A 25,637-nucleotide genomic window follows, 5' to 3' on the forward strand; every position below is an offset into this window, starting at 1 on the left:
GAACTGCCCGCTAGAAGTTGTCGCGCTCCGCCACGCATCCCAAGCCGACGTGTACTGATTGGTCAGCGACACACGCGAGGAAATTCGTAACTCTGGAGCTTTCGTCTGCTGTGTGACCAGGGCTCTGACGGCCAGGGCTCTGACGGATCGAGCAGCCAAGCGTCTGGTCGAATGGATTGTCGTGACTGATGGACCAAAGATCGGAATCGACGGGCAGAAGGAGGGTAATGCTCGGCAAGTTGCGGATCGGGGGCTCCCATTCGGTCAGCTCTACGTCAGACAAGACCGATATAGGTGGCCGAGCCGGCATGAGTTTCGAATTCGTGAGAGCAGGCAGCCCAGTCCCTCTAAATCGGGAGTTGGATTATGAGGGGCATTGACGAGCGCGGGAATTCGCTCGGTTCGGAACGCGCCAACGAAGGTGGGGGCGCCGACGGTTCTCGCGCAGGAGCCGCGCGTGCCCCCGGCGAAGAGACCCGATCATTCGATTCTGCTGTGGAGCGGATCCGCTCAGAGCTTCAGGATTCAGGCGCTTCCAGATCGCGTATCGCGCAACCCGCCAGCGGTGCGGACCGGTTTGCCGGTCCCCCCATCGGCGCGCATCGTATCTTTGGCGCTGCGCTGCAGGGCGCAATGGGTGGAAGCCGTCGTCGTTTCCGCTCCTTGCCGGAATCCAGTTCGTCGCGTTCTGATGAGGAGCTCTGGCGTGACGATCCGGCGGCCGGAAGCTCGCAAGCAAGCGCGCGCCCGCAGCACACGCAATCCGTCTCCAATCGGCGTGGCGGACCAGAAGGAGGGCGCGTGCACGATGTGCCATCGCAGGTCGTCCAGGGTTCAGGCTCGCAGCGACCCTGTCGACCTGACAGTGGCGCACCACGTGGCGAGGCGGACTCCTTGCCCTCGGATGGCGAGCCGTGGCGCGCCGATCGAACGGCCGAAAGCTCGCAAAGAGCGGCGCTTCCGCCGGATACGCAATCCGTGCCCGAGCGAAGTGGCAGGCTAGGAAGGTGGCGCATGGGCGATGTGCCTGCGCAGCCAATCCCGCGAGACGGCTCGGAATCGCAACATGGATCTTACAGAGGCGCGCCAAATCGGGAAGCAAGTCTGTCGCGTTCGGATGGCGATCGGTGGCACGCCCATCGAGCGGCCGAAAGTTCGCAAAGAGTCGCGCTGCCGGCACATCGCCAATCCGTCTCCGACCCAAGTGATGTACCAGAAAGGCCGCGTATCAACCATGCGACTGTGCAGAACGTCCAAGCCGCAATATCGGAAAGGCATTTTAGACGTTCAGATAAACTGAATGCGGCGCTAAGAGAAATCGCCAGAGCTCGCAACATCGGTGCTTTCTCACGTAAAGTGGTGCATCACAACGGGCGGCTGCAGGGGGAGGACCTTTCAGAATTTCTGCAAAACGCGGCTGGCCATTTTGATGCTCGGTTTGTGGCGCAGTTGCAAGCAAATATCCGATCGTCATGGGGGTACGCCACGACTTGCAACGCGGTGAGCCGGGACCCGGGAGGTCAGGCCGGCATAAGAGCTTGTCGAGCCCTGGCGGCTCGGGTATCGCGGCTTGACAAGGCGCTCTTGACGCAGGTTGACCCTCGGGCCTTTTCCCTTTTCGCATCATCGTTCGGTCGGCATCCCCGGGCAACGGAATGCCGCGACGGAACGGTCAAAATCGCAGAATTTTGTCGCGATGAAAGCGGGATACTTCAGAAAGCCGAAAGTCAAGATCTGGCATTACTGGTGAACGGCTTTAGCAAGTGGCCGGAAGAGGCGACCTGTCGCGACGCCACACTCGCAATCGCCGGTGAGGTGCGTCATCTCCGGCTCTCCGATTTTACACTGCAGCACCTGGCGAACCTGGTGAACGGTTTCAGCAAGTGGCCGCAAGCGGCGGACTGTGGCGATGCCACCGTCGCGATCGCCGGAGAGATCGGTCGCCGCCTGCTCTCCGATTTTACACCGCAGGACCTGGCAATCATGGTGAACGGTTTCAGCAAATGGCCGGAAGCGGAGGCCGGTGGCGAGGCCATCGTCGCAATCGCGAGTGAGATCGGTCGCCGCGGGCTCTCCGATTTTACACCGCAGCACCTGGCGAACCTGGTGAATGGCTTCAGCAAAAGGCCGGAAGAGGCGGTTCATCGCCAAGCCACAGTCAAAATCGCCACAGAACTCTCTCGCCGCGCCGACGAGCAAGGGCTCTCTCGGTTTACTCCGCAGGAGCTGGCGAACTTGGTGAACGGGTTCAGCAAATGTCCGGACGATGCGGACTATCACAGAGCGACAGTCACAATCGCCGATGAGATCCGTCGCCGCGGGCTCTCCGATTTAACACCGCACGACCTGGCGAACCTGATAAACGGCTTCAGCAAGTGGCCGGATGAGGCGGATTGTCGCGAGGCCATCGTCGCAATCGCCGGTGCGATGTCTCTCCGCCGGCTCTCCGTTCTTACTCAGCAGCAGCTGGCGAACCTGGTGAACGGCTTCAGCAAGTGGCCGGAAGCGGCGACCTGCCGCAAGGCGGCGATCGCAGTCGCCGGTGAGGTACGTCGTCGCCAGCTCTCCGATTTTACGCCACAAGCGCTGGCGAACCTGGTGAACGGCGTCAGCAAGTGGCCGGAAGCGGCAGCCTGTCGCGAGGCCACGGTCGCAATCGCCGCTGCGATTCTTGGCCGCCGGCTTTCCGATTTTACTCCGCAGCACCTGGCGAACCTGGTGAACGGTTTCAGCAGATGGCCGGACGAGGCGGCCTGCCGCGAGGCCATCGTCGCACTTGCCGCTGCGATGCCTCTCCGCCAGCTCTCCGATTTCAATCCGCAGGAACTGACGAACCTGGTGAACGGCATTAGCAGGTGGCCGGACGAGGCGGCGTGCCACCAGGCAATAATAGACATTGCGCGCAATCTCGGTACGAGAGGCCGACGCTTCGGTGCTTTCACAACGCCTGAGCTCAGCATGATTGCCAATGCCCTCGGGCGAAGTGTCACGAGGGAGCATGACACTGGAGAGATCAAAGAGACCGCTCTGCTGAGCGATCGGCTCCATCAGCTGGCGCATCACCTTCACTATGCGACGGATCGCCTGGAGCAGGCCAATGTTCTGAGCATCGCCAACATTTTCAAGGCATTGGCAAAGGCCCGGCTGTTCGACGATCTCGGTTTGCTCGCATCGACAGGGCTCAATCGCCTTACGGAATTGAGCCGTGCCCCTGGTTTTGCCACCGGGAACAACCTCGAAACCGTAGGCAATCTGTGCGCAGCTCTGCTGCCGCTGGCCCGCAGCTCGCAGAAGCCGCTGCGCTGGCACCGCAGACAGGCTCTAGGCTTGCTGAACGATCTGCAATCAGTCGTGGAGCAGAAGATCGAGGCGCATCGCGCAGCAAGCGAAGTGGAGCGGACCCGTGGGCCGTTCGCGACCCGCCGTCCCGCGCTGTCGATCTATCAGGTGCTCAAGGCCCGCGCGGTCCTGGAGACTCTGTACCGACGGCCGCATGTCGAGGGCAAGAAGTCCGACTTGGGGATGAGGCAGCAAGAGCTGCGGCGCGGGACCAGGGAGATCCTGGCCGGCGCACGCGACCTCATCCAACGCGATCTTTCCAACATGAGCTGGAATCTGATCGCGCAGATCGAGGCGGAAAGCCCGGTCGATGTGCTGGACCCCTTCGTGGCCCAGGAGGCGCCGAGGATCCAGGCGCAACATTCTGCGGCAGTGTTCGATGTCCATCAGGTGTTGCGAACCATGGATCACGAGCCGAGGCCCCCGCAGGGGGACGCGGGACTGATGCAGTTGCCGGTGGTGGACCTGCAGGGACGGCGAGTGGCCACGGAGCCCGAGACACGGTATTCGATTTTTCATCGCCTGACGTCGGGGGCGTTGCCGGTGGTCGCGGTACAGCTGCCCGCAAAGCCGAGCGCCTTCATGCTGGCGCGCACGGTCACTGTCGAGGGGGTGCCATACCGCATGGACCTGTTCGGCGGCAGCAAGTTAAAACCACCCAAACCGACCGTGTCGCAGATCGCCGCCCGCGCGCCAGGCGAGCAGCCTGCCGCGTCTTCCGGAGGGAAGCTGCTGGCCATTCCCTATGCCGACACCGCACCCGGCACGGCGTTCGAGCAGCTGTCACGCGCCTGGGCGCCCTTCAAAGAGGCCTATTATTACACTCAGCGCAGGGGGTTTGCAGCACCACCGGCGATTAAAGATCTAGGGCCTCACGACTACGCGCTGGAGGGCACCTTCAACCTGTTGCTGCTGCCGGACCGCCCTGCCACCGAGGAGCATCCCTTCAAGCTGATTGGGCCGCAAGGCCCGATTGCCCTGCGCCCCCATGACGGCTGTGGCTTTATCAAGGCCTCGCTGGCCGAGCGCATGCCAGCGGTCTGCCGGGCCGGCCACCGGGAAGGTTCCGATCGGATGCATGCCTTTGGTGAGGGAAGGCGATCGTCGCTGCCCGCCTCGGCGCTACAGCATTATCCGCGCAGCGCGCAGGTGGCGGATGAGGCGCGCGAGAAGGCCATGAATTGGCTTGAACACAGGCAAGAGGAAAAGTTGACGTCTGAAGAGCTGTTTCGCACCGTGACGGCCGGACATATCGATGGTCCCGGCGCAGTCGCCGTACCGTCCGATGATGGCTGCCTTCATGTGCCGACGCTCAAAAGCGACACCTTGACGGGAACGAGTGGCGTGCTGCTCGGGCGGTCCCCCTATGACAAGCCCAACTTGCGCCCGTTCGAAGCCGAGCGAGTGAGGTCGGCGGTTGATGGCGATTCGACTGCCGCGTTCCTGGATCAGTGCGTGGCCATGCAATACAGTTTTAACGTCGCCCAAAAGTCAGCCGAGCACTTGTCAGCTGACGATCCGACGTTTTTTGCCAAAGGCATTCTGATCGTGGTGCCGGACGAGATGTGGCCGGCCAACCACGCCGGCCACGGCCTGGTCATGTCTGCCGAGGACGTCAAGTCCCATTCGAACTGGACCAAGCGCAAGGACCGCGTGGCGGAGGACACGCCGGTCGACTGCGTCGGCATCCTGCAGGCGACCGAGCTGTTCGCCCCGGGCTCGTTGGTGGCCATTCCGATCGGTGAACAGAAGAAGCTTGACGGTGACTTCGACGGGGACACCGCCATTGTCATCGCCGACCGGCCGCAGCTTTATGAGCATGTCCGGCAGTTCGATCAGGCCGTGCACGCGCGCGGACTTCGCTCGCTCAAGCCGCCAAAGTCGCATACCCCGGCAATTGAGGGCGAGAGCTACCACTTCAGTCGCGCCAGCCAGATCCTCGCTGCGACACAGGATGTCTTGGAAATGTATAGCTGCCTGCAGCGAGACTTTTTGGCCCAATCGCATGATGCCCGACACTGGTTTGCCGAACGTGCCGTATTTGGGACGTTCGAGGGCATTCACGACGAGCTCAAGCGGGATATCCGGGCCCTGTTGAACCAGGACCAGGTGCGTGGCCAGGATATCCAGGACAAGCTCGAGCGGGCGAGGGACGAGATCGAGGCTGCAGACCATCCGGTCGCCGGCGAAGTCGCCGAGCTGCTCATTTCCGACCTCGAGGCGTGGGCCGCCAGCGCGGATCAGCAGGTCCTGTCCGAGGGAGTTGAAAGCGAGAGCGACCCAACGCTGACGCTGAGCCCAGCGCTCTCTGAGCTTTTCCCGGAGCTGGCGGAAACCTATCCGGCAACGCCTGACCCACGCCATAGAGTCCAGGCCTTGCTCGACCATTATCCTGCGCGCATCGATCCCCGCCCGGATGGTTACAACGCGGACGACCTCCTACAGAGCGCAACCAACCTCCTGAGCCTCGGCATCAAAGTCGGGACCGACGCCTATAAATCAGACACGGGTGCTCGCATCTTCATGAAGAAGGGCCAAACGCTCCAGCGGCTCCTGCAACGGACGCCGGGTCTGCAGTCCGTGCCCTACAGCAAGGGACTGGCGGCGACCCTCAACCAGGGCCGGTTCGATGCCGATGCGACCTTGGAGGATCTGAAGGACAATCCCACGCTGGCGGCTTCAATCATGGAAGCCTCGATCAAGCTTGCCGTGGAGAAGCAGATTCTGCCCGCCCCTTCTGGCCGACAGCCTGCCGCCGAGGATTCCGCCGTGACCGTCACGCTGACCCGCTCCGAGGTCTCGGAGCGCGCCCAAATGGAGGCTGACCGCGCTCGGGCCAAAGAGGAGAAAATCACCGCAACGACACTCTGGGTTGTTGGAATCCTCAGGAAAGCAACCGTCCAGGTGAATATGCCCCATCTCGATCGCAGGTTGAGATCAGAGAGCTCCATCAGGGATCAGCTCACCGGCATGAGCGTCCCATCCGGCGGCGCCGCACAGCTGATCAGCAACGCCGTCCGCCATGTCTTCGAAGTCCCTGACATGGATTTTACCCGCGCCTTCAAGACGGCCATGCTGGCGTTCGAGGAGCGGGGCTACGTCGAGGTCAGCACGACCAACTGGTTCAGGATGCGCAATCCAACCTTCGTCGGCATCAAGACCGTGCTCGCCACCCCGGAGGATTACCGCTTCGAGGTGGAGTTCCACACGCCAGACAGCTACCAGGCCAAGATTGACAATCACGATACCTACAAGCAGCTGGATAAGCTTCGCAAGCAAGCGAGCGGCGATGCTCTGGAGCAAGGTAAGGCGGAGGAGCTCACTCAGAGCGTGCGAGCCGTCTGCAGGGAGGTCGCAATCCCTGATGGCGCCAGGAACATCCCCCATTGGGGCGGTGAAGCGGGTCTCAGAGGCGCCGCCAGCGCAGCCTTTGGACTGCGCGCTGCCGAAGAACAAAAAAGAAGGCCAGAGAGGTCGGGCATTGCAAAAGAGATTGTCGCTGCTCTCGGTGCGCGACCCATCGTGCTCGTCGGCCTGCCCGGCGCCGGCAAATCCACCATCGGCCGGTATCTCGCAAGACGACTGGGGCTGCCCTTCATCGATTCCGACAAACAGATCGAGCAGGCCACCGACATGTCGATATCGAAGATTTTCGATGCCAAGGGCCCGCAGTGGTTCAGGGACAGCGAGGCAAGCCTGATCACGCAATTCGTTGAGAAAGGGAACGTGGTGCTGGCAACCGGCGGCGGGGCGTTCGAGCGCGAGGAAACGCGGCGCCTCATTCAGGACAAGGCGGTGTCGATCTGGCTCGACACCAACCGAGACGAGATATGGAAGCGCCTTGCAAAGGACACCAGCCGTCCGTTGCTGCGGATCGACAAGGCGGAGGATAGCGACGTCGCCGAGAGCTCCAACACGTCGGTCATCAAGAAGCTGCGCTTCGAAGAACTCGTCGCGCAGCGCACGCCCCGCTATCGCCAAGCCGATCTCTCCGTCGTTCCGCGCGAAAAGCGGGACAACAAGAACGCAGATGCATGCGTGCAGGCGCTGCACGCGTATCTTTGCGAGCAGGGCGCTCCGGACCAGAAACGCCCTGGAGATCAACTACAGGTATAGCGCGACGATCGAGGTAGGAAGCCCGTATTGCCCGCATGTAGAGGATCATTGACGCTCGCGGCGGTATGGCAGGCCGAGATCTTCAATACCGACCAAGGCAGCCAATTCACCCGTGCGGCCTTCACTGGCGCGTTGGCCGGCGCAGGGATCAAGATCTCGATGGATGGCCGCGGTCGTTGGATGGACAACGTCTTCATGCGCGGCTGTGGCGGTCGCTCAAGCTGTCAATCGGCCCTTTAATTGCGGGTTGTTGTCAACTCTCTTCTTGAAGCCATTCGGCAAAGTGGTAGCGCTCGGCCCGACGGAGCAGGTCGGGGTTGCGCAGACGGGGCGAGCGCGGCTGGTGGATCTATAGCCAGCTCGTAGTAGTGGGCCGATTAACTGTCACCTGGTTTCAATGCGATCAGTTGCCCGTCGCTGGGGTCATGGTCCTTTCCGAGGTCGCAAGCGCCTCATGATGATGTCCGGATCGGGTGCCTCATCGTTTGCAACGGGGTGCGGACGAGCCGCCACCAGCCGATTGACCGAGGTCACCACGACCACCGTCCCAGCGGGACATCGCCAGCCCGGCGGACCGGGCCAGGAACTTGCAAAATAAGGTCAGGCCGGCGCGTTGCCCCAGTCGAATGATGTGCCGTCGACCCAGATGCAGTGGAGGATGACAGCGATCTTGCGGGCGATAGCGACCTTTGCCTTTTTCATGCCGATCCGCTTCGCAAGTTTCATTCCCCAGGCTTTGAGGGAGGACCATTTCTTTGTTCGATAAAGCAGAACGGTCGCCGCCTCGTAAAGGTAGGTTCGGAGGAGCCTGTCGCCCCATCGGGATATCTTGCCATTGGTGTCAGTTTCACCAGATTGGTTGCGCCGAGGTGTGAGGCCGAGATAGGCGCCGACTGTCGAGGCCGATCGGAAGCGAGACGGGTCATCGATCGTATGGCGGAACGTCAAGGCGGTGACCACGCCGACACCAGGAACTGTCATCAGGCGACGCGTCGTCTCGTCCGACTTCGCCAATCGGCGGACCTCGTCGTCAAATTTGCTTTGCTGCTGGCAGATGTGCTCATGAATCGACAGGAGCGGCGCGATCACGCTGAGGAGTTGATGATCTTCGCCCAATAGCTCGCCGACCTGGTTACGGAACTGTTGGCCAATGGCGCGAGGGAATAGCAACCCACATTCCTTGATCAGACTGCGGACCTGGTTCTCGATATCCCGGCGTATGGACACAAGGCGGAATCGCGCGACGAGGATAGCTCGAACCTTCTGGCTCTCCTCACTCTTGATTTTGACTTCTCGATACCAACCAACCCGCACCAGTTCGGCAAGGCCCCGAGCATCGTTCTGATCGCTTTTGTTCATGCGGACCGACAGTGCTGCGTGTGCATGCCTTGCATCGATGCAAACGACGGGGAGTTCGACCCTACGAAGCTCATGCCAAAGCCAGCTCGCCATTGCGCCCGTCTCAAAGCCGATACGCTCCGCCAGTGGCGCATGTTTACGAAGTAACTTTGACAGATCTCCAGGATGAGACTTGGCCTTTCCTTCAAAAATTGCTTCACCAGTCTCATTGACTACGCAAACCGCAGTCTCTCTCTGCGAGACATCTAGCCCGACGTATTGCCGCATGACAGCTCCTCCGAATCGCTTGATTGCGAGAGATGGACGATAACGGAGCTCTCGTGCCCCGAGCGCTGACCGCAATTACGTCATCGTTTGCAAATTTGCCCCCCGTCGGACGGCGGGCTTTGCTGGTAGCGCTCGTCTCGTCGGAGTTGGCCGGGATACACAGGACCATCCCCGCCCGTTCAATCGCATTACGCGATGTGACGTTCTCAGACTGGCGTTTCAACAACGATCGGGACCGGCAGCCCGATTGAAGTCCGTACCGGGGTGTAGATGTCTAGCTCCGAATTGCGGGCTTTGAGCGTCACGATGAAGCAGTACCGTGACTTCCGATTACAGATTTTTGCGGAAGCCCGATTGCGCCACCAACCATTCACCGGCTTTATGCAGAGCAGGGTTCGATTCAGGAGCTCGATTGCCGGACCGGCCCAAACATCACAGTGGAGAGACCCTGCAGAGATACTGTCCTCTCCCAGCATCCATCGCTGATCGGAAGGGGCACTTGCGGCAGGCCTCCGATGAGGGTGTTCTCGCTCCGTAGGGGTCACGCGCAGTTTGAACTGCCGTGCCGTCTCGTTCTTTCGTTGATGGTCAAAACGCAGGCCGTGATGACTGGTAACGCTGGGCGTCCACGTTCGCGGAGAGGCCAGGATTTGGTTCAACGAAATAGGACAGCGTTATTTTCATTTCTACAATTTCGTTCTCCAGTTCCTCGAGCATCTCGGAAGGGAACGGCAGAGTGTAGTAGTGGCACTCGTTGAACTTTCTGCCCTTGTTCATCTTGAATGGCTGAATTTCCGCTTGCGCAAACAAGGCGAGGTGATTGCTTGCCGAAGCATTGGCCCGGTCAAAGCTCGGTACGCCGTACCCGAAGCGCCGCACCAGTTCATAGCGGGCTCTCTTCGAGGTCGTCTCGCCCAGCGTTTTCAACATCGGTTCGGTCCATTCGGCACTATGGATCATCATCGCGCGGATGGTTTCCGGCCAATACTCAGGGTGTGCCGCGGCCAAACGAGCGGCCATTCGTGCCGCTTGCGCGGTTGCGGCACTCGTCGCGTCAAACGAAACCAGTGGTAGCTCGGCGTCCTTGCCTGTCGTCAACAGCGAGAGCGAGCCTAGCGTCAGCATCTCCGTTAGGGCCGGATTTGTAGCGCGATTGCCAGCCTCCAACACGAGTTCTGGCTTGATCGGAGATAAGCCGTGAGGCCAGGTAACGCTGGTGCGACTGTGTGGACTAAGCTCCCCAGCGGAAGCAATAGGCGTCCAGTCTTCATAGCCATCATCCATCACATCAACGAGGTCGGTGTAGCCGCCTACCGTGAGGGCATTCCACGCCTGCGCGGGATCTTCTATGGGGTAGTCGTCCTGGGGGCGCCGGCGCGCGTAGTCCATTTCGGCGGGCACGTTGCCCGCGGACAAAACTACCAAGCGCTTCGGGCGGTTATCTTCGTTCTCCTCCTCCTCCTCCTCCTCCTCCTCCTCATCATCATCGTCAGCAATCATGCGCCCAATGGCCGCTTGATCGATCGCGGCGCTCCATGCAGATGCAGTCGATCCTGAAACGTCTCTATTGGTCACCGCCATGCAGTAAACGCGAGGGCGATCTGGATTTTCAATCTCCGGAAGCGCAATCGCCGCCTGAGTGAGGACACCGTAACTCTGAGGTTTGTTCGGATCAAAGCCAGCGGGCGGAAGAAATTTCACCGATTCAAGTCGATGCGCGAGCGTTCGCTCCGATCGATCGCCTAACGATGCAGTGAGATCACCGTGAAGCGCCATTCCCGCCATTGCGGTACCGTGACCGGAGGGGTGTTGATCGTCTTTACCCCATTGCTTTTCAAGGCTGTGCAGATCTGAAGGCGTTAAAGCGGGCTCTATGAGGGCGTGTCCACGGTTTACGCCGGTATCGAACACACAAACGGCCGGGGAGTCGTTTCCTGGCCAGACGATCCGCTCGGCAAGACCGTCGACCCACGCTTGTTGGTCGCCGGCGACTTCGCCAGTGAAGAATACGGGGTTATCGCTGGCCCTGCGAAGCTCGGCTATGGCGCCGGTTGCGAACAACATGAGTTCAATAGTCGTGCGCGTGGTCAGGACAGGGAGCACCACGACCTCAGGAAAGTAGAGGCGCCGATCTCTTTCAGCGGTGCGGACATTCAAGCGGGCGCAGAGATCTTCGATCTCGGTTTCGCCATCCCTATGGCACCACAGCGCCCACCAGATTTGGGAATGAGGCGCGGGCGGCAGGGCATTCGAGGCATCGGTCCAAAACGTCTCTAGGCGGGCTCTCCGGATCGCTTCAATCGACTCGACCTTGGCCTGATTCTTTGGGTTTCCGTCCTTGGTATGCTGAGTCAGATAGTCACTAAGAATGTGCTCGAGTACGGGGCGGGCATGGTCGGGACGTAGAGAGCGATAGTGCGGGTGTTGGCATCGGTGAGTTTTGCTGCGCTTCCTCGAATGTCTTGCTTTTTCAGATCCAGTGCATCCGGCGGGGTATTCCTCCTCAGTTCGACTTCGACAAATGAGCCGGTCGGAGGAGCTATCCGAGTATCCGTTGGTCGCGATACATCTGCCGCTTCCAACGCAACACGCAATTCATTTTGGAGGCGCTGACCGTGAGCTTCACGCTCTCGGACGGCGGAGGATCCGAATCCTTGCTCACCAACATATTCGTGGTCGGATGAAAGAGCAGAAATATCAATGTGCGGAAGATTGTACCTTGGTGGCATCCATTACGATCTTTCAGAATCAAGAAATGCCGTCCGCATGGCATGTCGCTCCTGCAAACGGTCAACAATATCTTCGGTGGTCAATTGCCTACGTTCGTCCAAAATGGCCATTTTGACGACATCATCCGCTGCCCTCACAATTTCAGATTGGCTCAATCCTTCCGCCGAGCGGATGATCTGCTTCCAGTCGGCACGAGCCGCCTTTATGGGGGTAATATTTGCGAGAACAAGCTGTTTGATTTGCTCGGAGGTCGGGGCATCGAACTCAAGGACCTGATCGTAACGCCGAAGCAATGCACGGTCGAGCAACGAAGGATGGTTCGTTGAGCAGATTATGAGACTGTCCGTAGAGTTTCCTTCCTCCATGAATTGAAGAAAGGAGTTGAGAACACGGCGCATTTCGGCAACGTCGTTCGTTGCTGTGCGCTGACTGCCCACCGCGTCAAACTCGTCAAACACATAGACGCCGCGCTTTCTTGCGGTCTCATCGAAGATCAGCCGCAACTTGGCGGCCGTTTCGCCCATGTACCTTGTGATCATGCCCTCCAAACGAATGATGAAGAGGGGCAGATGAAGTTCTCCCGCCAATGCCTCGGAAGACATTGTTTTTCCGGAGCCGGGCGGGCCAACGAAAAGTATCCGACGATTGGGCGTCTTACCGTGTTCACGCAGCCAATCGCGCTTACGCTGCTGACGCAAAATGTCCACGAACCTCGCCGTCAATCGCTCGTTCAGGACGACGTCCTTAAGTTTGAAGCGCGGGTCGCGCATCTCCAGGAGACCTTCGAGACCGCCTCGCGGAGCCGCAAAAGGAATGGGTACGGACGCGCCTCTGGAATCCCTTGCCCGGGCCTTGTCTATTTCTGCGCGCAGCTCTTGTGCCGTCTCGCGTCGTCCCTGCCTTGCTTCGGAGGCGGCAACTTGGAGCGCAATCGAATAGAACGCGTCATCGTCGCCTTCAGCGCGGCTCCGCAGCATAGCCAGTATTTGCTTGGCGTTTGACAACGTCGTTCCTCTCGTCGTGCGAATCCTACTTTACCTCTACGCTCAATGGTTGAAAATGCGCACATTGAAGTTGCAGTAGGCTAGTGTGTTCGTTTGGTGCGGGCGGCCGGACTCGAACCGGCACAGGCCTTGTGGCCCCACGGATTTTCGTACCACTTCGGCTTTCGCCGCCGCCCATCGGGCGTTCGTGGTCTGGACTATCCCTTCACCCTGGCGTTTGTCCGCTGTAGGTGCTGCCCGTCTAGTCTCTACACCTTCCCCCTGGCGGGGGCTTGGCTCGAGATTGCCAGCGAAGGTTTCCCCGACTTTGAGCAGTTCTGCTCCTGGGGTTTCCCCCAGGGCACTCAATGGCTTAAGTCCGATGCGTCTACCAGTTCCGCCACGCCCGCATCGATTCATCTATACGGCGCATTTGCCCGACGGGCAAAGAGAATACATCCGATTCCGCACACGGTTTGAGCAGCGTCACCGTGAAGTGGCCCGGTCTCGATGAGCGTCAAAAGCTGGCGGATGCGGTTGATTGACGTGAGCCCACCGCAGGCTCAGACTCAAGCTCAATGGCACTCACGCGGGATTTCAAGAAGACGATAAAGGCGCGAGCCGCGCGCGATCCTGCCTTTCGCAGGGCGCTGCTGGAGGAGGCCACCGCTACGCTCGGATGCGGCAACATATTCGCTGACCTTGGTCTGCCGGACGCGGACAGCTTGCTTCCCAAAGCAAACTTGGTCCGTGAACTTCGGCAACTGATCAAGACAAACAAGCTGATTGGCAGCGCCGCAGCCAAGCGCCTGGGCATCACGCAGAGCGATCTCTCCGAACTCCTCAAAGGCCATACGCAGACTTACTCCGTCGCGCGGTTGCGAAAGATGGTTGCCGCCATGGCGGGAGCCGGGTTTGTTGTTGGCAGAGAAAACTTTGAGAAGATCTGCGCGGTTGAGGGGATCAAGCTCACCGCTGAGATGAAGGAGAGGTTTGCCGAATTCGACCGAAAGGGTCTTTCGCCGGCCGAACGGCGCCGGGAGATCATCAAGGCCTATGGGAAAAAGAAGGGCTAGTTTTTGCCGGTTTGGATTTGGCAACAAGCTGCTGAAATGATGATACTTAAATCCGCTTTGGAGGTATGATTTGCCGGTTCTTTTGCCGGTTGAGTTATGAAGACACTTGCTATAGCTCACTTTATGGCCAATATTGAGTTATAGAAAGAAAGTCTATAGCTCATGCACTGGAACTGGGAAGACCCCCGCTGGCCACAATTTTCTTATGATTCCAAATCCTTAGACAAGCCAGAGGCCGATTTCCTGCTGCGCTCTGGGGAGTTCATCGGCGCCTTCAAGCACGTCAGCCAGGACGAACAGACCAACCTGCGCATTGAGCTCATCAGCGAAGAGGCTCTCAAGACCTCGGAGATCGAGGGCGAGATCCTCAACCGCGACAGCGTGCAGTCTTCCCTGCGTTATCAGTTCGGCATCGCCAAGGACCAATCGGGCGTGCCGGCCGCCGAGCGCGGCATCGCCCAGATGATGGTCGACCTGTATCGCAAGTTCGCCGAACCTCTCACCCACGAGACGATGTTCGGTTGGCACAAGATGCTGATGGCGGACAGCCGCTCCATTCAGGTGATCGGCGGCTACAGGCAACACCCTGATCCCATGCAGGTGGTGTCGGGGCCCATCGCCCACCGTAAGGTCCACTTCGAGGCGCCGCCTTCCGAGCGCATGGCGAAGGAGATGGAGGTGTTCGTCACGTGGTTTAACGAGACGGCTCCGGCCAGCGCGCGCGCGCTGCCCGCGCTGACGCGTGCCGGTCTTGCCCACCTTTACTTTGTCAGCATCCACCCGTTCGAAGACGGGAACGGCCGCATCGCCCGCGCCTTGGCCGAGAAGTCGCTGGCGCAGAATCTCAATCAGCCCACGCTGATTGCGCTGGCCTATACCATCGAGCGCAAGCGCAAGGCTTACTACGACGCGCTGGAGCACAACAACAAGTCGGTCGAGATCACCGACTGGCTCGTCTACTTCGCCGAGACCGTTCTTGAGGCCCAGGACAACACCAACAAGCGCGTTGAGTTCTACGTGGCCAAAACCAGGTTCTACGAGCGCCTGCGCGACCAACTGAACGATCGGCAGCAGAAGGCCGTTGCTCGCATGTTCAAGGAAGGCATTGATGGATTCAAGGGCGGCCTAAGCGCCGAAAACTACATCAGCATCACCCGTGCTTCCCGTGCCACCGCTACGCGCGACCTGCAAGACCTTGTTGCCAAGGGTGCGCTCACCCGGACGGGTGAGCTGCGGCATACGCGGTACCATTTGAAGTTGGATTAGCCCCTGTCGCCTGTCGACGCGCCGTGGCTATAAAGCGGTTACAGGTGGATCAGCACACGGTTTGCCGCGGCGGCCCCCATGCCGTGTAGGGGTCACGCCGGCGAATGTTGCGGCTTACGCCGGCTGTAGTTTGAGCGCGGCTGGAGTTTCCGCTTAGTCGGACCGGATTTGGTCGGTTCGGCTTTGCGGTCTTCCGGAGCCTTGTCTTCTGTGATCTTCGGCAACCGTTTGACGTTGATCGCTGCCGCGCTCAGTTGGTTCTTGATGTGAGAGGCGTAGAACTTTTCGATCATCTCCACGCTGGTGCGGCAGTTCTTGGCGATCTGGTAGATGTCGGCGCCTTCCATCAGGCGCAGACAGATGTAGGTGTGTCGCAGGCTATAGGCGGTGCGCCGCTGTCCCTCACGGTCGAACTTGAGCCCTTCCTCTTCGAGGACCCTGTTGAAGAGCTCGTGCTGGTAGCTGGGAAACGGGCGGTCTGTCGGTTTTGGCTTGTTGCGCTTGCGCAACCTGAAGAAAGGCGCAACCGCATGCTGGGCATGCTCTTGCAGTAGCCGACGCCGCGCTTGCCCCGCACCTCGATCTCGAGAATGCGCTGGTTGGTTTCCTTGTCCATCACGACGGTTACGTCACGATACTCGAGACGGTTAGCCTCGTCCGGCCGCAGGCCGGTATTGGCCATGAAGATCACGTAGTCATGGAGCTGCTCGCACGCATGGCGCTAACGTTCGTTGATGGGGTTCTCCGCGCGCCGCGTGGTCGCCAGGTAGAGCTTTCTGTATTCAAGCGGCGAGAACCACGCGCGGTGGGAGATCTTGCTCTTGCTGCGATAGGGCTGAGACATGTCTGGCAAGTGAGAGAGCCAGCCATGGCGGAGGGCAGTCTTGAGCGACTGCCGGAGGGCCACCATTTCCTGGTGGAGGGTGTTGCGCGCGGGTGATTTGCCGCGCGCTTCCTTTGATTTCTCGATGCGGTCGATCCGGTACTCTTGAATGGCACCCGAGGTGACCTGAGACAGCGGCTTGTCGCCGAAGAAGGGTATGAGGTATTTGCGGATACGGCGTTCGTGGCCGCCGACGTAGATAGGGCTGCGCTGACCTTCGGTGATGACGGGAAACTCCCGTAGAAACTGCTCCGCAGCGTCCTTGAAGGTTTCTCTGCATTCGCCGGGACGAGTTTTTTGAGGTCGCCGCGAACGTGCTTGCCACGAAGCTCAAGGTACCATTCCTCGGCGAAACGCAGCGCGCTGGTTATTCCCTCCATCTTGGTGCTGGCGCGATAGTTACGCTGCCCGACGTAGGCGGCGGCCTGCCAGTATTTGTGCCGCGCCGGTGTACATGGTCCCCTCATGATGGCCGACAAGAAGCTTAAGCAGGCACGAATTCCGCGCTCTGTATCGGCAAACGCCGCCGGAGAGTGAGGCTTACCTAAATATTGCAATTGCCAAAGCACGGCGCGAGGAGGCTGCAACAGCAGCCCGATGACGTGCCGGAAGCGCTGCCCGGGTTAAAGCGCTAGAGAGGGGGCACCCGCTTGCGCAGTGTGGAGGGTCAGGCGCGTAGGTATGCCTGACTGGCTCGCTCGCTCGCTCGCTGTAGATGACACAGCGATCGAGAAAGAGGCCAGGGGTGGACGGCGGACCGGTCACCAAAAGTGGCCCACCGGAACAGCTGTTCCAAAAAGTGGGTCAATTAGAGGCAAATTGTTAAGTGATTTCAAAGGCCAATTGCGCTGTTGGCGCTTCCTAGCGGAATCGCAGGCCGCAACGACCTTTCATCGTGGCTAAGCGCTTGGCCGCGTTCCAATCGCAGCGGCGCTCAAGTATGAGCGAGCGCCCCCTGACGACCGCCCGGGCCACTGATCGTCGAAGGAGCTTGAATCGGTCGCGGCGTCAAGTTGTACGTATCAAGCAGAGGGTACCCCACGAAGGCATAAGCGGATGAAGACATCCTTTCTCGCGATCGTACTATGTTCCGCTTTGGGTTTGCTCGGGCTGAGCGGGGGAGCGCGTGCGGACACAATCCGGCGCTATGACTGCTCGACAGACGGGGTTGATCGAGAGCCAATGGGCGATCGGGATGAGCGCGTCATCATCAGCCTTCAATATACCTGTCGCGTGGCCGACGGGCCATTGAGAGATGCCACGATCACGGCGATTTCGGTCAGCGAGTTGGATGGTGAGAAAGGGACGTCTTTAGCGTCTCTCGATATTCACCATGCGATCGACGGATTTGCAGTTGGACAGCTTCTGGAGGGAATCGCCTTCCTAGTCATGCGGGATAATAGACCTCTTGGCATAGCAGCATCCGGTAAGATGGTCTTTAAGTTCGCATCCGGCTCATTGGCGGCGCTGTCAGGAAAGGCAGTCACCTTTACGACCAAGCCGCTTGGATTTGGTCGGTTCGAGATGGAGTTCTCAGATTGGCCTGAAGCCGCTCAACCGAAGTGAGCCGGCCTCGCTCGGCCGGCTGGCTTTCTGGACGCAGTCACACCGCGTGGACCATGTGGAATCGCGGCTCGAACGTCTCTTTTGCTCTCTGTGGGAATCTTTGCGACGTTTTGATGAGCAATAGTCGCGTCCTAGAAAAAGAAGACATCAAGGGCTGCATCGCTGAGCGCGGCGCCCACGCTCCATGCCTACGGGGCGAGGGCCGGGCGCCGGCCAATGTCCGTGACCTCGCCGCTCACAAGGCTTCCATGATCGTGGATGTTGCGCTGAGCGATCGTGCTGAACGGTCTCTTCGCGATGGCGCACATCACTCCAACGCAGCTACGGTTGGACGTCCCTAGGACACCGGTTTTCGATCGGCAAACGTGAGAGTTTTTTGTACGCCGGTAGCAAAGTCAGTCGTCCATCACGACCGGCCGCGATAATGCACCGCTGATCCCGTTGGCCAGCCTCGCGACTTCGGCGAAATAGCGGTCCACCGCGCTGCGGGCGCTCGGCGTGCCGGGGTGACGGAAATTCAAGCAGATTCCATCGTGCGACCGGCTGACCCACACATAGACCTCCTGCGGGTCGCTGCTGCGGCTTATCAGAAATCTCGTTCGCCAGCGCGCCCAGCTATCCGATCCGGGAACCACCCGATCGTCCATATAGGAGACCATAAAGCGATCCCGCAATGCAGCGCCTAGCACTTCCATCGCCTTGGAAAAAGGCACCTGCGCGGTTTCATTGGCCCGCTTCAGTTCGAGCCTAACGGAGCGCAGTAGATCTGGGAACGTGTCGGACACCGGGAAGCTTACCGGGCTCATCCCGACATACCACCCAACCGAGTTCTTCCATCGCGTTGCGTTTCGCGTGTGAAAAGGAGCGACGGAGTGGAATTTCTTTTGCTTGCCCAGCGCTTTCCCCGCCAAGGCCAGGCACGCAAACATGCCTGCCATGGTATGGCCGCCTTGGGCGCGGCACGCCCGATCGAACCTCACTGCGCTTTCCGCGTCAAATAGCCAGATCCGTCTGGTTTGCTGCAAGGCGGCGCCGCCGCCCAGTGCACCGAGTGACACCGGAAAATCGGGCAGTTGACCGCCGGTGGCCGCAATCAGCTCGCGCCAGTGTCCGATCACCGGATCCCCGTCGGTCAGATCGCTCACACGGGCGCGCTCGGAGACGGCGTACTCCAGATAGCTGTGCGCCGGAGCCAGTCGCGGGGCCACGCCCTGAATCGCCGCGGAGTAGAGTTCCCTGATCTCGTAGGGTACCGAGGCCATTGAGTAGGCGTCCGTCACCGAGTGGTCGGAGGCGACGACGAGAGTGGTGCATTCGGGCCGGCTGATTGTTGCGAAGACATACGGTGGCCAGCTCAGCGGTTTCGTTTCGGTATCGAACACTTCTTCTAGCGTCCGGGCCAATTCGTCCGGATCGGCATAGTCACCGAGTTCGACCAGATCGAGTGCTGCCGCGCCCGGGCCGACCGTCGCAAGGTGGATCGCGGTGCGGTCCTTATCGAAGCGGCAGCGTAGTGCCTCGTGCCGGTCGACCCAGCCAAGGATCGCCCAGCTCAGTGCTGCCGTATCGACCTCGCCCGACCATTCAAACGCGACACCCAGCCAGGCTGGCCGGCCATTCTCGAAACAGCGAAGGTGTTCCTCCTGAACATAGGACGGGCGACGCGGGTCCGGGCGCCATCTGGCCGTGCCGGGCACGCTGATGCGCCACAAGGTTAGCCGGCCCGGCCACAACTCGAGGTCCCCGAGCTCGTAGATCTCCATGCGCAGTCCTGCCGGCCAGTCCGTGGTATCAGAGATGCAAGCTGTGGGTGCGGCGCAGAGGCGATCGCCAGATCCACAGCATGGAGGCCGCGCTCAGCGCGCTGCTGGCCACTAGCGCAGTCCGTAGACCAGGCCCGGCGCCGACCGCACCGCCAAGCAGCGCGCCTAGCGGCGCAAGCCCCCACACCAGGCTGCGGATGCTCGCGTTGACGCGGCCCAGCACACGAGGCGGAGCCAGCGCGTATCGAACGGAGACCTGGTGTACGTTGTAGATCTCTTGACCAAACGACAGCACGAACTGGGACAGCGCCACACAAATGACTGCCACCGGCCGCGGCTGCGTGAGCAGTGCTGCCAGGGTCATGCCTGCGCCGCTAAGCGCCAAGGTAACCATCAACACAGGCCCAAGGCCGATCGCGCGGCCGGCCCATGCTGCGGTGGCCGCGCCCCCAATACCACCCAGTGCGCCGATGCTGAGAACCACGCCCGTGGTCCAACCGTCCAAACCAAGATGTTGGGTCAGATAAAGCAGAAAAACCGCAGAGTAAGCGTTGTAGCAGAAGATGAAGCTGCCGGTCGCAAACGTAACCGCCCGCAGAATCGGGTTGCCAAACACGGTCGTCAGTCCTTCCGCGATCTGACTGATGACCGAGCTCGATCCAGTTGCCGGCGGTTCGGCCGTGCGTGTCGGCACCAGCGGCAGCAAGACGGTGGCCAGCACGAACGAGGCCGAGTCGGCGAGAATCGCGGTTGGCGCGGAGAACGCGCTGACCAGCCAGCCTGCCAGAAACGGACCGACGGTCACCACGCAAGATCTGCTGAGTTGCCAGGAGCTCTGCGCTCTGACGAGTAGAGCACGATCAACGACGGTTGGCACGCACGCCAGATAGGCGACTTCGCCGATCACCGCAGCCGTCCCGACAAGCGTAGTTGCCGCACACAGTTGGACCATTCCGAGCCAGCCAAGACTGGCGAGCAGCGGAATGGTTGCGAGCGTTACTGCCATCACTAAATTGGCAGTCAACAGGATGCATCGGTGTGGCAGGCGGTCCACGATCACCCCGGCAAGCAGGCCAATGACGAGGTTCGGCGCCCGGCCGCAGGCAAGCAACAACCCGGTCTGCGCCGGGCCCGCTCCCAGCAGAGTGATCGCCGTCAGCGGTAGCGCCAGCACCGTCACTTCGGATCCCAATTCCGACACAGTGCGCCCGACGAGCAGCCCTAAGTAGCCGCGCGGTAATCCGCGAGATGGGGGGGAGATCTCGGTGGGATTCATGCGTCGATGGTGGGGCTCGGGGTCGACAGATAACCCAACCGGGCCAATTCGCCGCCGGCGATGCGCTCGAATTCCGCGACTTCCGCGAGCGTCAGATCCTGCCTGTACCGGCCAAGGCGGCCTGCGTGCAGCGGTTTGCCCGCGGACTCGGCTGCCGGATGGCCGTGCGGCCTTTCGAACAGCGCGTGCTTTTGCTCGGCGTGCCGCAGCACGGCTTCATCCCAGGGTAGCTGCAGGTGATCCAAGATCTGCATGAGGCTGGGACGGGGGCTTGTCACCAAATCCTCATAGCGCACCTCGAGATAGCGCGCCGGTGGCGCGAGGAGATGCGGCAGAGATACGACTTCAAGCCAGCTGTGCGCGGCCTCTGCCACAGTTCGGTAACCCCAATCTGGCACGGTTTTCAAATGCGAGGCGGCAAGGTCCCGACCATCCCGGACGATGTGCACGAAGTGCGCATCGGGCCATAGCTGTGCGAAGACGTCGATTTGCGTGATCTTGCGTTGGAGCTTCAGTCCCCAGCGCCTTGCCCCTGTCCGTACCTTACGGAACTCGCCGATCTCGTTGATCAGCCTGCATCTGTCGGCGAACGAAATGATATCGCCCGCCGTCTCGTCCATCACCTTGGTAACAAGCTTGCGCACATCATCGAAGTTCAGGCCGAACCGCTGGCATTGCACCACGAAGTGCGCGCCGTCATACCAGAACGGGTCGATCGCACTTTTGGTGGTGCCGCTGACCCGGGAATCGTTAGCTGCGAGCAGGTCGGTCGCTCCTAGAATGTGCGGCCCAAGGTCCGGCGGTTCTAGGAAGTCGATCTCCGGCCCGACCACCAGATCGGCATGGGAGTCCAGCACGACGCTCAACAAAGTGGTGCCGGATCGATTCTCGCCACCGAGCAGCACCGGCGAGGTGGAGAACAGGTCGGCCTTAGGCATGGGAGTGTCCGCTGCTCGACTGCTGGTATTCATGGATGGCTCGCGGCGGTGACCCACCGCCGGACGGTGTCCGGCGTTGCGATGAAGTGATCACCGGCGAACCGCACCGCAGCGGCGATCGGATCCGGATTGTCGCAAGTAGCGTCTACCCGGGCCAGTGACGCCGTCAGAGCCTGTCCGGCGGCATCAATCGCACCTCGCACGTCGGCATCGGAGAGCGCGGCGGACGGCATGAAACGGCCGCCGTACTGCATGAGGAAGCCGCGCGACCACATCTCCTGGAAGAATGTGTGACCGAGCTCGGCATTGGCAAACACGACGTCGAACATGGTCGGCCATGCGAACGCGCTCGCCTGAACCTGATGGCGGGCGAAGACCTCGTTGAGGCCATTGATGAGGTCCTCGCCAAACTGGTGCATCCGGGCGAGCGCGGTGCCGTCGCTCAGCGCGTCGAGGGTGCTCAGGGCGGCAGCGAACGGGGTGATCTCGCGTTGATAGGTGTTGCCCATGTATGTCTTTTCGGCGGCGCCAATCACGTCTGCCCGACCAGCCACCGCCGATAGCGCCATGCCGTTGGCCAGTCCCTTGCTGAGTGTGATCAGGTCGGGCGCAAGCCCGATCGCGGTGTGATAGCCGCCGCGGCGATAGCGGAATCCCGTCATCACCTCGTCCAGGATGAGCAGGGCACCGCATTGGTGCACGAGATTTTGCAATTCCCGGTGATATTCGGGCGGAAAGAAGTTGACCTCGGGAGTGATGATCGCAGCAGCGACGCGCTGCGCTCTGGTCAGTCTCTTGAGCAGGTCAAGGTCGTAATGGAAGTCGATACTGCCCAGGTCCCGGTCGGGTAGTCCCATCCCCGGACGGTCCTGCAAGTGCCAGTCGTGCCAACCGTGATATCCACTGGTAAGCACCAGGTTCACACCGGTATGTGAACGAGCAAGGCGGACTGCGGCGGTCGTGGCGCAGGAGCCAGTGCGGAAAAATATCGAGCGCTGCGCGAGCGGGAATATCTCCGCTAGCCGCTCGGCAACCTCGATCCGATGCACGGACAACGGCCCGGGCAGGATGCCGCCGGTGCGGCGCAATTCTGCAGTCACATGATCGACGACCGGTTGATATCCAGCTCCAAGCGGCGCAGACCCGCTACAGGAGGTGAGATCCACGTATTGCCTTCCATCGACATCAAAGACATGCGCACCGGAGGCATGGCTCATGACGAGGGGAAAACGCCGATTGAGATCCCATTTCTCCGACGCAGTGATCCGCAACGCGCGGCGCAGTGCGGATTTGTGCGTATCCGTCGTGGCCAACGTGCCGTGGGGTGTGCTGGTGAACATCAACGATTCTCCGATCGTCGCGGCCTGTCAGGCCAGCTGCGTGAGGATTCTCCGAGCGATCCGCAGCGCGTTCGCTTGAATGGTGAAGGTCGGGTTGACGCCTCCGGGATACGGGAAGAACCCGCCGTCCGCGACGTAGAGATTGTCGATATCGTGCACGCGACCCCAGCGGTCGACTACGGATTCCTTTGGATCAACCCCCGCTCGACAGCCGCCATGCAGATGGCCGCTACCGAACTGATAGTTGGAGTCCTCGTAATCGATCTCTTTCACGCCTGCCTCGGTCAGCACGTCCGATGCGCGTTGGGACAAATAGCCGAGACGGCGCTTGTCCAGCGGATGGGTGCGGTATTCAAGAATGATGTTGGGTAGACCGAGCCGATCGCGACTGTTGGCCAGTCGAACGGCGTTGCTGCGCATGGGCTGATCGGCCGCCAGGAAATGCACTCTTAGCGGCACCTGTCCCTCGCCGGCCGCACGATCTGCTGGACTGGCTTCGTAAATAAGTCCGCCGAGGCCAGAGGGCGCATCATTGTCGAGATAGTGATCGGTCATCGCAACAGTGGAGAGCGGTCCGCCGGACGAATGCAAAGGCAGCCGATTCATTGTGATGGTGCCAGAGACGTAGCCGCTGATCTTGAAACAGATGCCCCTGCCGACCATGCCCGTGGCGTTGCCGATGCCGTTGGGGGCTGCTCGCTGCACTGAGCGTAGCAGCAAGGCGGCAGATTGAATCGCGTTGCCAGCGAGCACCATGCAGCGGGCATGGATCCGTGCGCGTTGCCGGGTGACGGTGTCCAACCATTCGACCGTATCGGCGCGGCTGACGCTGCCAAGTTCGATATGCACAGCTTTGCTGCCCGAGCTGACCGACAGGGCGCCGGGTGGCAGGCAGACGTCGGTGAATGGTGAGTCCGCATCGGCACGCGCGCCGCTTGGACACGGGTGTTCGTTGCACGGGCCGCACCAGTCACAGGCCGGCCGGCCGCGGTAGGGAACCGAGTTGATCGCCAGCGGGGTCGGGAACGGCTGCCGGCCTAGGCGTCCGCCCGCCGTAGCGATCAATCTGCCCTGCAAGCTATATCTGTGCGGTGGCAGCACTGCGGGATCACTGGGCGGTTCGAGTGGATCCGCGCCAGCCAACCTCGCGACCCCGATCCGCTGTTCGAGCTCCTCGTAATAGGGACGCAGTTCGCCGTAGTCGATGGGCCAGACCGGGTCGAGCGCGTCGGGGGCGACATGCGCTCGTGCGTCGAAATCAACCTTGCGATATCGGAATGCGATGCCGGCGTAGAGTGTCATTCCACCACCGAGCGTCGACACGGTCCACGGCCAGCCGATCGACCTCAATGTACCGGTCGGGGAGCGCACCAGGGCGGTGTCATTATCATTTTGGACCGTCGCCAGTGAGGCGCCAGTGGGAAGCTTCAAGCCCGCTTCGAGGACGTGTACCCGGAATCCGTTTCTGGCGATCTCGTGGGCAACGATCGAGCCGCTTGCACCACTTCCGACTACACAAACGTCAACGGCGTTGGACGTCATTGCCCCACCTGTGGCAAGGGACATCGGCCATGCCTCATGGCGACGTGCCCATAAAGGACAGGTCAAGACGGCTAATGAGAGCTGTCAGCGCCAGCGTCGAACGTACGCCTAGTCAGACCGTCGCGACCTACTTTGAAACTCGTACAATATGACGTTCCGTGCGATTCAAGTCCCTTGAGCGCGCTCGCGTGAATGAGCGTGAGCATGTTCAAATCCACCGAAGCAGCGAGCTAAGAACTTTGAAAAAGAACGGTACCGCCAATCCTAAAGCACTTGGTCAATAGGGCGGGCGGCCAGCGGCGCTGAACGTCATCTCATTGTCGCTGGAATGGAAGCTCAACGAGAGTTGAGCACGGCCTTTGGCACCTTCAGTAAGGACGATCACGCAAGGCGGTAGGCGGTAGGCGGGGATATTGCACTGGTTTAGGGCCGGTCCCCCGATTGCGGCTCATGTTAAGCGATGAGGCTCAGCGCCTCAGCGCGATGTGTCCGGTCGCGATTGCCATTGGCGCAAGCCCCCTCGCGAGGTGCCATCATAACCCTTATTCGTCCTTGCCAATGCTGGCCACGTATAACTCCGGCAAGCCGACCTTCCGCGCGATCGCCCGCAGATCAGCTACATAGCCCGGATCGGTCGTCCTGTCGTCCGGGATCGTTGGAAGATTGAAGCAAAGCGCCAGCTCTGCCGTGCCGTCGGCAAGTCGGGCGAGGACAGGCTCGGGTCGATAAGCTACGACGCTCGGCTCTGAATAGAGCCGATCTAGTCCGGCACGGGTGAGAGTAGCGATTGTGCCGTAAACCCGCCCGTTATGATAGGCCACCAACGTTGCACGGTTTGATAGCCTCAGCGCAAACCGCTCGAGATAGGCCCTTCTGAAATCGGCCGGACGAAGACCTTTTGTCATCAAGCCTTCCGGGTCCATGAACAGGCCATAGAAGAAAACCGTCACTCGCTTTGCCATCGAGAGATTCTACCCGTTCCGAAAACCGATCGGTGCATTTGGCTCGTCCCGGACGCCCTTGTGGAAACTCGGTCATTGCCTGGCTGTTAGAGTGCCCGTGCTGAAAAGTCCGCATGCCGAATGCATGCGCGTCGATTAGCCTCAATAGATTGAGTAGGGCTTGCAGAGTAAAAAACTTCCGCCTACGAACGTCGTGACCGATGACCTGATGAATTTGGCCACAGCTGTTGA

The 25,637-nt window shown here is 60.5% G+C and carries 14 protein-coding genes and 1 pseudogene; 5 read left to right on the forward strand and 10 right to left on the reverse strand.

What is annotated here, in order from left to right; translation table 11 throughout:
* Positions 1–1,584 precede the first annotated feature (1,584 nt).
* Positions 1,585–7,455 carry a XopAD/skwp family type III secretion system effector gene (gene xopAD, locus NLM33_RS36145; RefSeq protein ID WP_254103244.1) on the forward strand — a complete coding sequence of 1,957 codons (5,871 nt, stop codon included), beginning with the start codon at positions 1,585–1,587 and terminating at the stop codon, positions 7,453–7,455.
* A 75-nt stretch (positions 7,456–7,530) separates the two neighbouring features.
* Positions 7,531–7,676: pseudogene (locus NLM33_RS36150) on the forward strand (IS3 family transposase); the annotation flags it as partial.
* A 379-nt stretch (positions 7,677–8,055) separates the two neighbouring features.
* Here NLM33_RS36150 and NLM33_RS36155 read toward each other — a convergent pair.
* From NLM33_RS36155 to NLM33_RS36165, 3 genes are all read right to left on the reverse strand, one after another.
* Positions 8,056–9,081 (reverse strand): IS110 family transposase, encoded by a 1,026-nt coding sequence (locus NLM33_RS36155; protein ID WP_254103245.1) that lies wholly within the window; start codon positions 9,079–9,081, stop codon positions 8,056–8,058.
* Positions 9,082–9,669: 588 nt separating this feature from the next.
* Entirely contained in the window at positions 9,670–11,238 is a 1,569-nt protein-coding gene (locus NLM33_RS36160; protein ID WP_254103246.1) for a S8 family peptidase, read from the reverse strand.
* A 575-nt stretch (positions 11,239–11,813) separates the two neighbouring features.
* Entirely contained in the window at positions 11,814–12,815 is a 1,002-nt protein-coding gene (locus tag NLM33_RS36165; protein ID WP_254103247.1) for an AAA family ATPase, read from the reverse strand.
* A 557-nt stretch (positions 12,816–13,372) separates the two neighbouring features.
* Between NLM33_RS36165 and NLM33_RS36175 the strand changes: the two genes are divergently transcribed.
* Positions 13,373–13,870 (forward strand): helix-turn-helix domain-containing protein, encoded by a 498-nt coding sequence (locus NLM33_RS36175; protein ID WP_371930027.1) that lies wholly within the window; start codon positions 13,373–13,375, stop codon positions 13,868–13,870.
* A gap of 162 nt (positions 13,871–14,032) precedes the next feature.
* Positions 14,033–15,136, forward strand: coding sequence for a Fic family protein (locus NLM33_RS36180; RefSeq protein ID WP_254103248.1), 1,104 nt, complete (start codon positions 14,033–14,035; stop codon positions 15,134–15,136).
* 92 nt (positions 15,137–15,228) lie between these two features.
* Here NLM33_RS36180 and NLM33_RS36185 read toward each other — a convergent pair whose 3' ends face one another.
* Positions 15,229–15,645, reverse strand: coding sequence for a hypothetical protein (locus NLM33_RS36185; RefSeq protein WP_254103249.1), 417 nt, complete (start codon positions 15,643–15,645; stop codon positions 15,229–15,231).
* A 1,556-nt stretch (positions 15,646–17,201) separates the two neighbouring features.
* Between NLM33_RS36185 and NLM33_RS36190 the strand changes: the two genes are divergently transcribed.
* Positions 17,202–17,585 (forward strand): hypothetical protein, encoded by a 384-nt coding sequence (locus NLM33_RS36190; RefSeq protein WP_254103250.1) that lies wholly within the window; start codon positions 17,202–17,204, stop codon positions 17,583–17,585.
* 395 nt (positions 17,586–17,980) lie between these two features.
* On the opposite strand, the gene NLM33_RS36195 is transcribed toward NLM33_RS36190, so the two are convergent.
* The 6 genes from NLM33_RS36195 to NLM33_RS36220 form a co-directional block, all read right to left on the reverse strand.
* The gene (locus NLM33_RS36195; protein WP_254103251.1) at positions 17,981–19,348 is read right to left on the reverse strand and encodes a condensation domain-containing protein; all 1,368 of its coding nucleotides are present in this window, start codon (positions 19,346–19,348) and stop codon (positions 17,981–17,983) included.
* Positions 19,349–19,376: 28 nt separating this feature from the next.
* Positions 19,377–20,624 (reverse strand): MFS transporter, encoded by a 1,248-nt coding sequence (locus tag NLM33_RS36200; RefSeq protein WP_254103252.1) that lies wholly within the window; start codon positions 20,622–20,624, stop codon positions 19,377–19,379.
* Positions 20,621–21,562 carry a sulfotransferase gene (locus tag NLM33_RS36205; protein WP_254103253.1) on the reverse strand — a complete coding sequence of 314 codons (942 nt, stop codon included), beginning with the start codon at positions 21,560–21,562 and terminating at the stop codon, positions 20,621–20,623. The genes NLM33_RS36200 and NLM33_RS36205 overlap by 4 nt, the downstream gene beginning before the upstream one ends.
* Positions 21,563–21,591: 29 nt before the next feature.
* Positions 21,592–22,902 (reverse strand): aminotransferase class III-fold pyridoxal phosphate-dependent enzyme, encoded by a 1,311-nt coding sequence (locus tag NLM33_RS36210; RefSeq protein WP_254103254.1) that lies wholly within the window; start codon positions 22,900–22,902, stop codon positions 21,592–21,594.
* A gap of 27 nt (positions 22,903–22,929) precedes the next feature.
* Positions 22,930–24,444, reverse strand: coding sequence for a GMC oxidoreductase (locus NLM33_RS36215; protein WP_254103255.1), 1,515 nt, complete (start codon positions 24,442–24,444; stop codon positions 22,930–22,932).
* A gap of 542 nt (positions 24,445–24,986) precedes the next feature.
* Positions 24,987–25,406 (reverse strand): gamma-glutamylcyclotransferase family protein, encoded by a 420-nt coding sequence (locus tag NLM33_RS36220; RefSeq protein ID WP_254103256.1) that lies wholly within the window; start codon positions 25,404–25,406, stop codon positions 24,987–24,989.
* Positions 25,407–25,637: the final 231 nt, after the last annotated feature.

Source organism: Bradyrhizobium sp. CCGUVB1N3 (assembly GCF_024199925.1).
GTDB lineage: Bacteria > Pseudomonadota > Alphaproteobacteria > Rhizobiales > Xanthobacteraceae > Bradyrhizobium.

What these genes read in the sequence shown, in the direction of transcription:
- NLM33_RS36155 (WP_254103245.1), bottom strand. Translation starts at nt 9,081, where the DNA reads ATGCGGCAATACGTCGGGCTAGATGTCTCGCAGAGAGAGACTGCGGTT.
- NLM33_RS36175 (WP_371930027.1), top strand. Translation starts at nt 13,373, where the DNA reads ATGGCACTCACGCGGGATTTCAAGAAGACGATAAAGGCGCGAGCCGCG.
- NLM33_RS36180 (WP_254103248.1), top strand. Translation starts at nt 14,033, where the DNA reads ATGCACTGGAACTGGGAAGACCCCCGCTGGCCACAATTTTCTTATGAT.
- NLM33_RS36190 (WP_254103250.1), top strand. Translation starts at nt 17,202, where the DNA reads ATGGGCGATCGGGATGAGCGCGTCATCATCAGCCTTCAATATACCTGT.
- NLM33_RS36195 (WP_254103251.1), bottom strand. Translation starts at nt 19,348, where the DNA reads ATGGAGATCTACGAGCTCGGGGACCTCGAGTTGTGGCCGGGCCGGCTA.
- NLM33_RS36200 (WP_254103252.1), bottom strand. Translation starts at nt 20,624, where the DNA reads ATGAATCCCACCGAGATCTCCCCCCCATCTCGCGGATTACCGCGCGGC.
- NLM33_RS36205 (WP_254103253.1), bottom strand. Translation starts at nt 21,562, where the DNA reads ATGCCTAAGGCCGACCTGTTCTCCACCTCGCCGGTGCTGCTCGGTGGC.
- NLM33_RS36210 (WP_254103254.1), bottom strand. Translation starts at nt 22,902, where the DNA reads ATGTTCACCAGCACACCCCACGGCACGTTGGCCACGACGGATACGCAC.
- NLM33_RS36215 (WP_254103255.1), bottom strand. Translation starts at nt 24,444, where the DNA reads ATGACGTCCAACGCCGTTGACGTTTGTGTAGTCGGAAGTGGTGCAAGC.
- NLM33_RS36220 (WP_254103256.1), bottom strand. Translation starts at nt 25,406, where the DNA reads ATGGCAAAGCGAGTGACGGTTTTCTTCTATGGCCTGTTCATGGACCCG.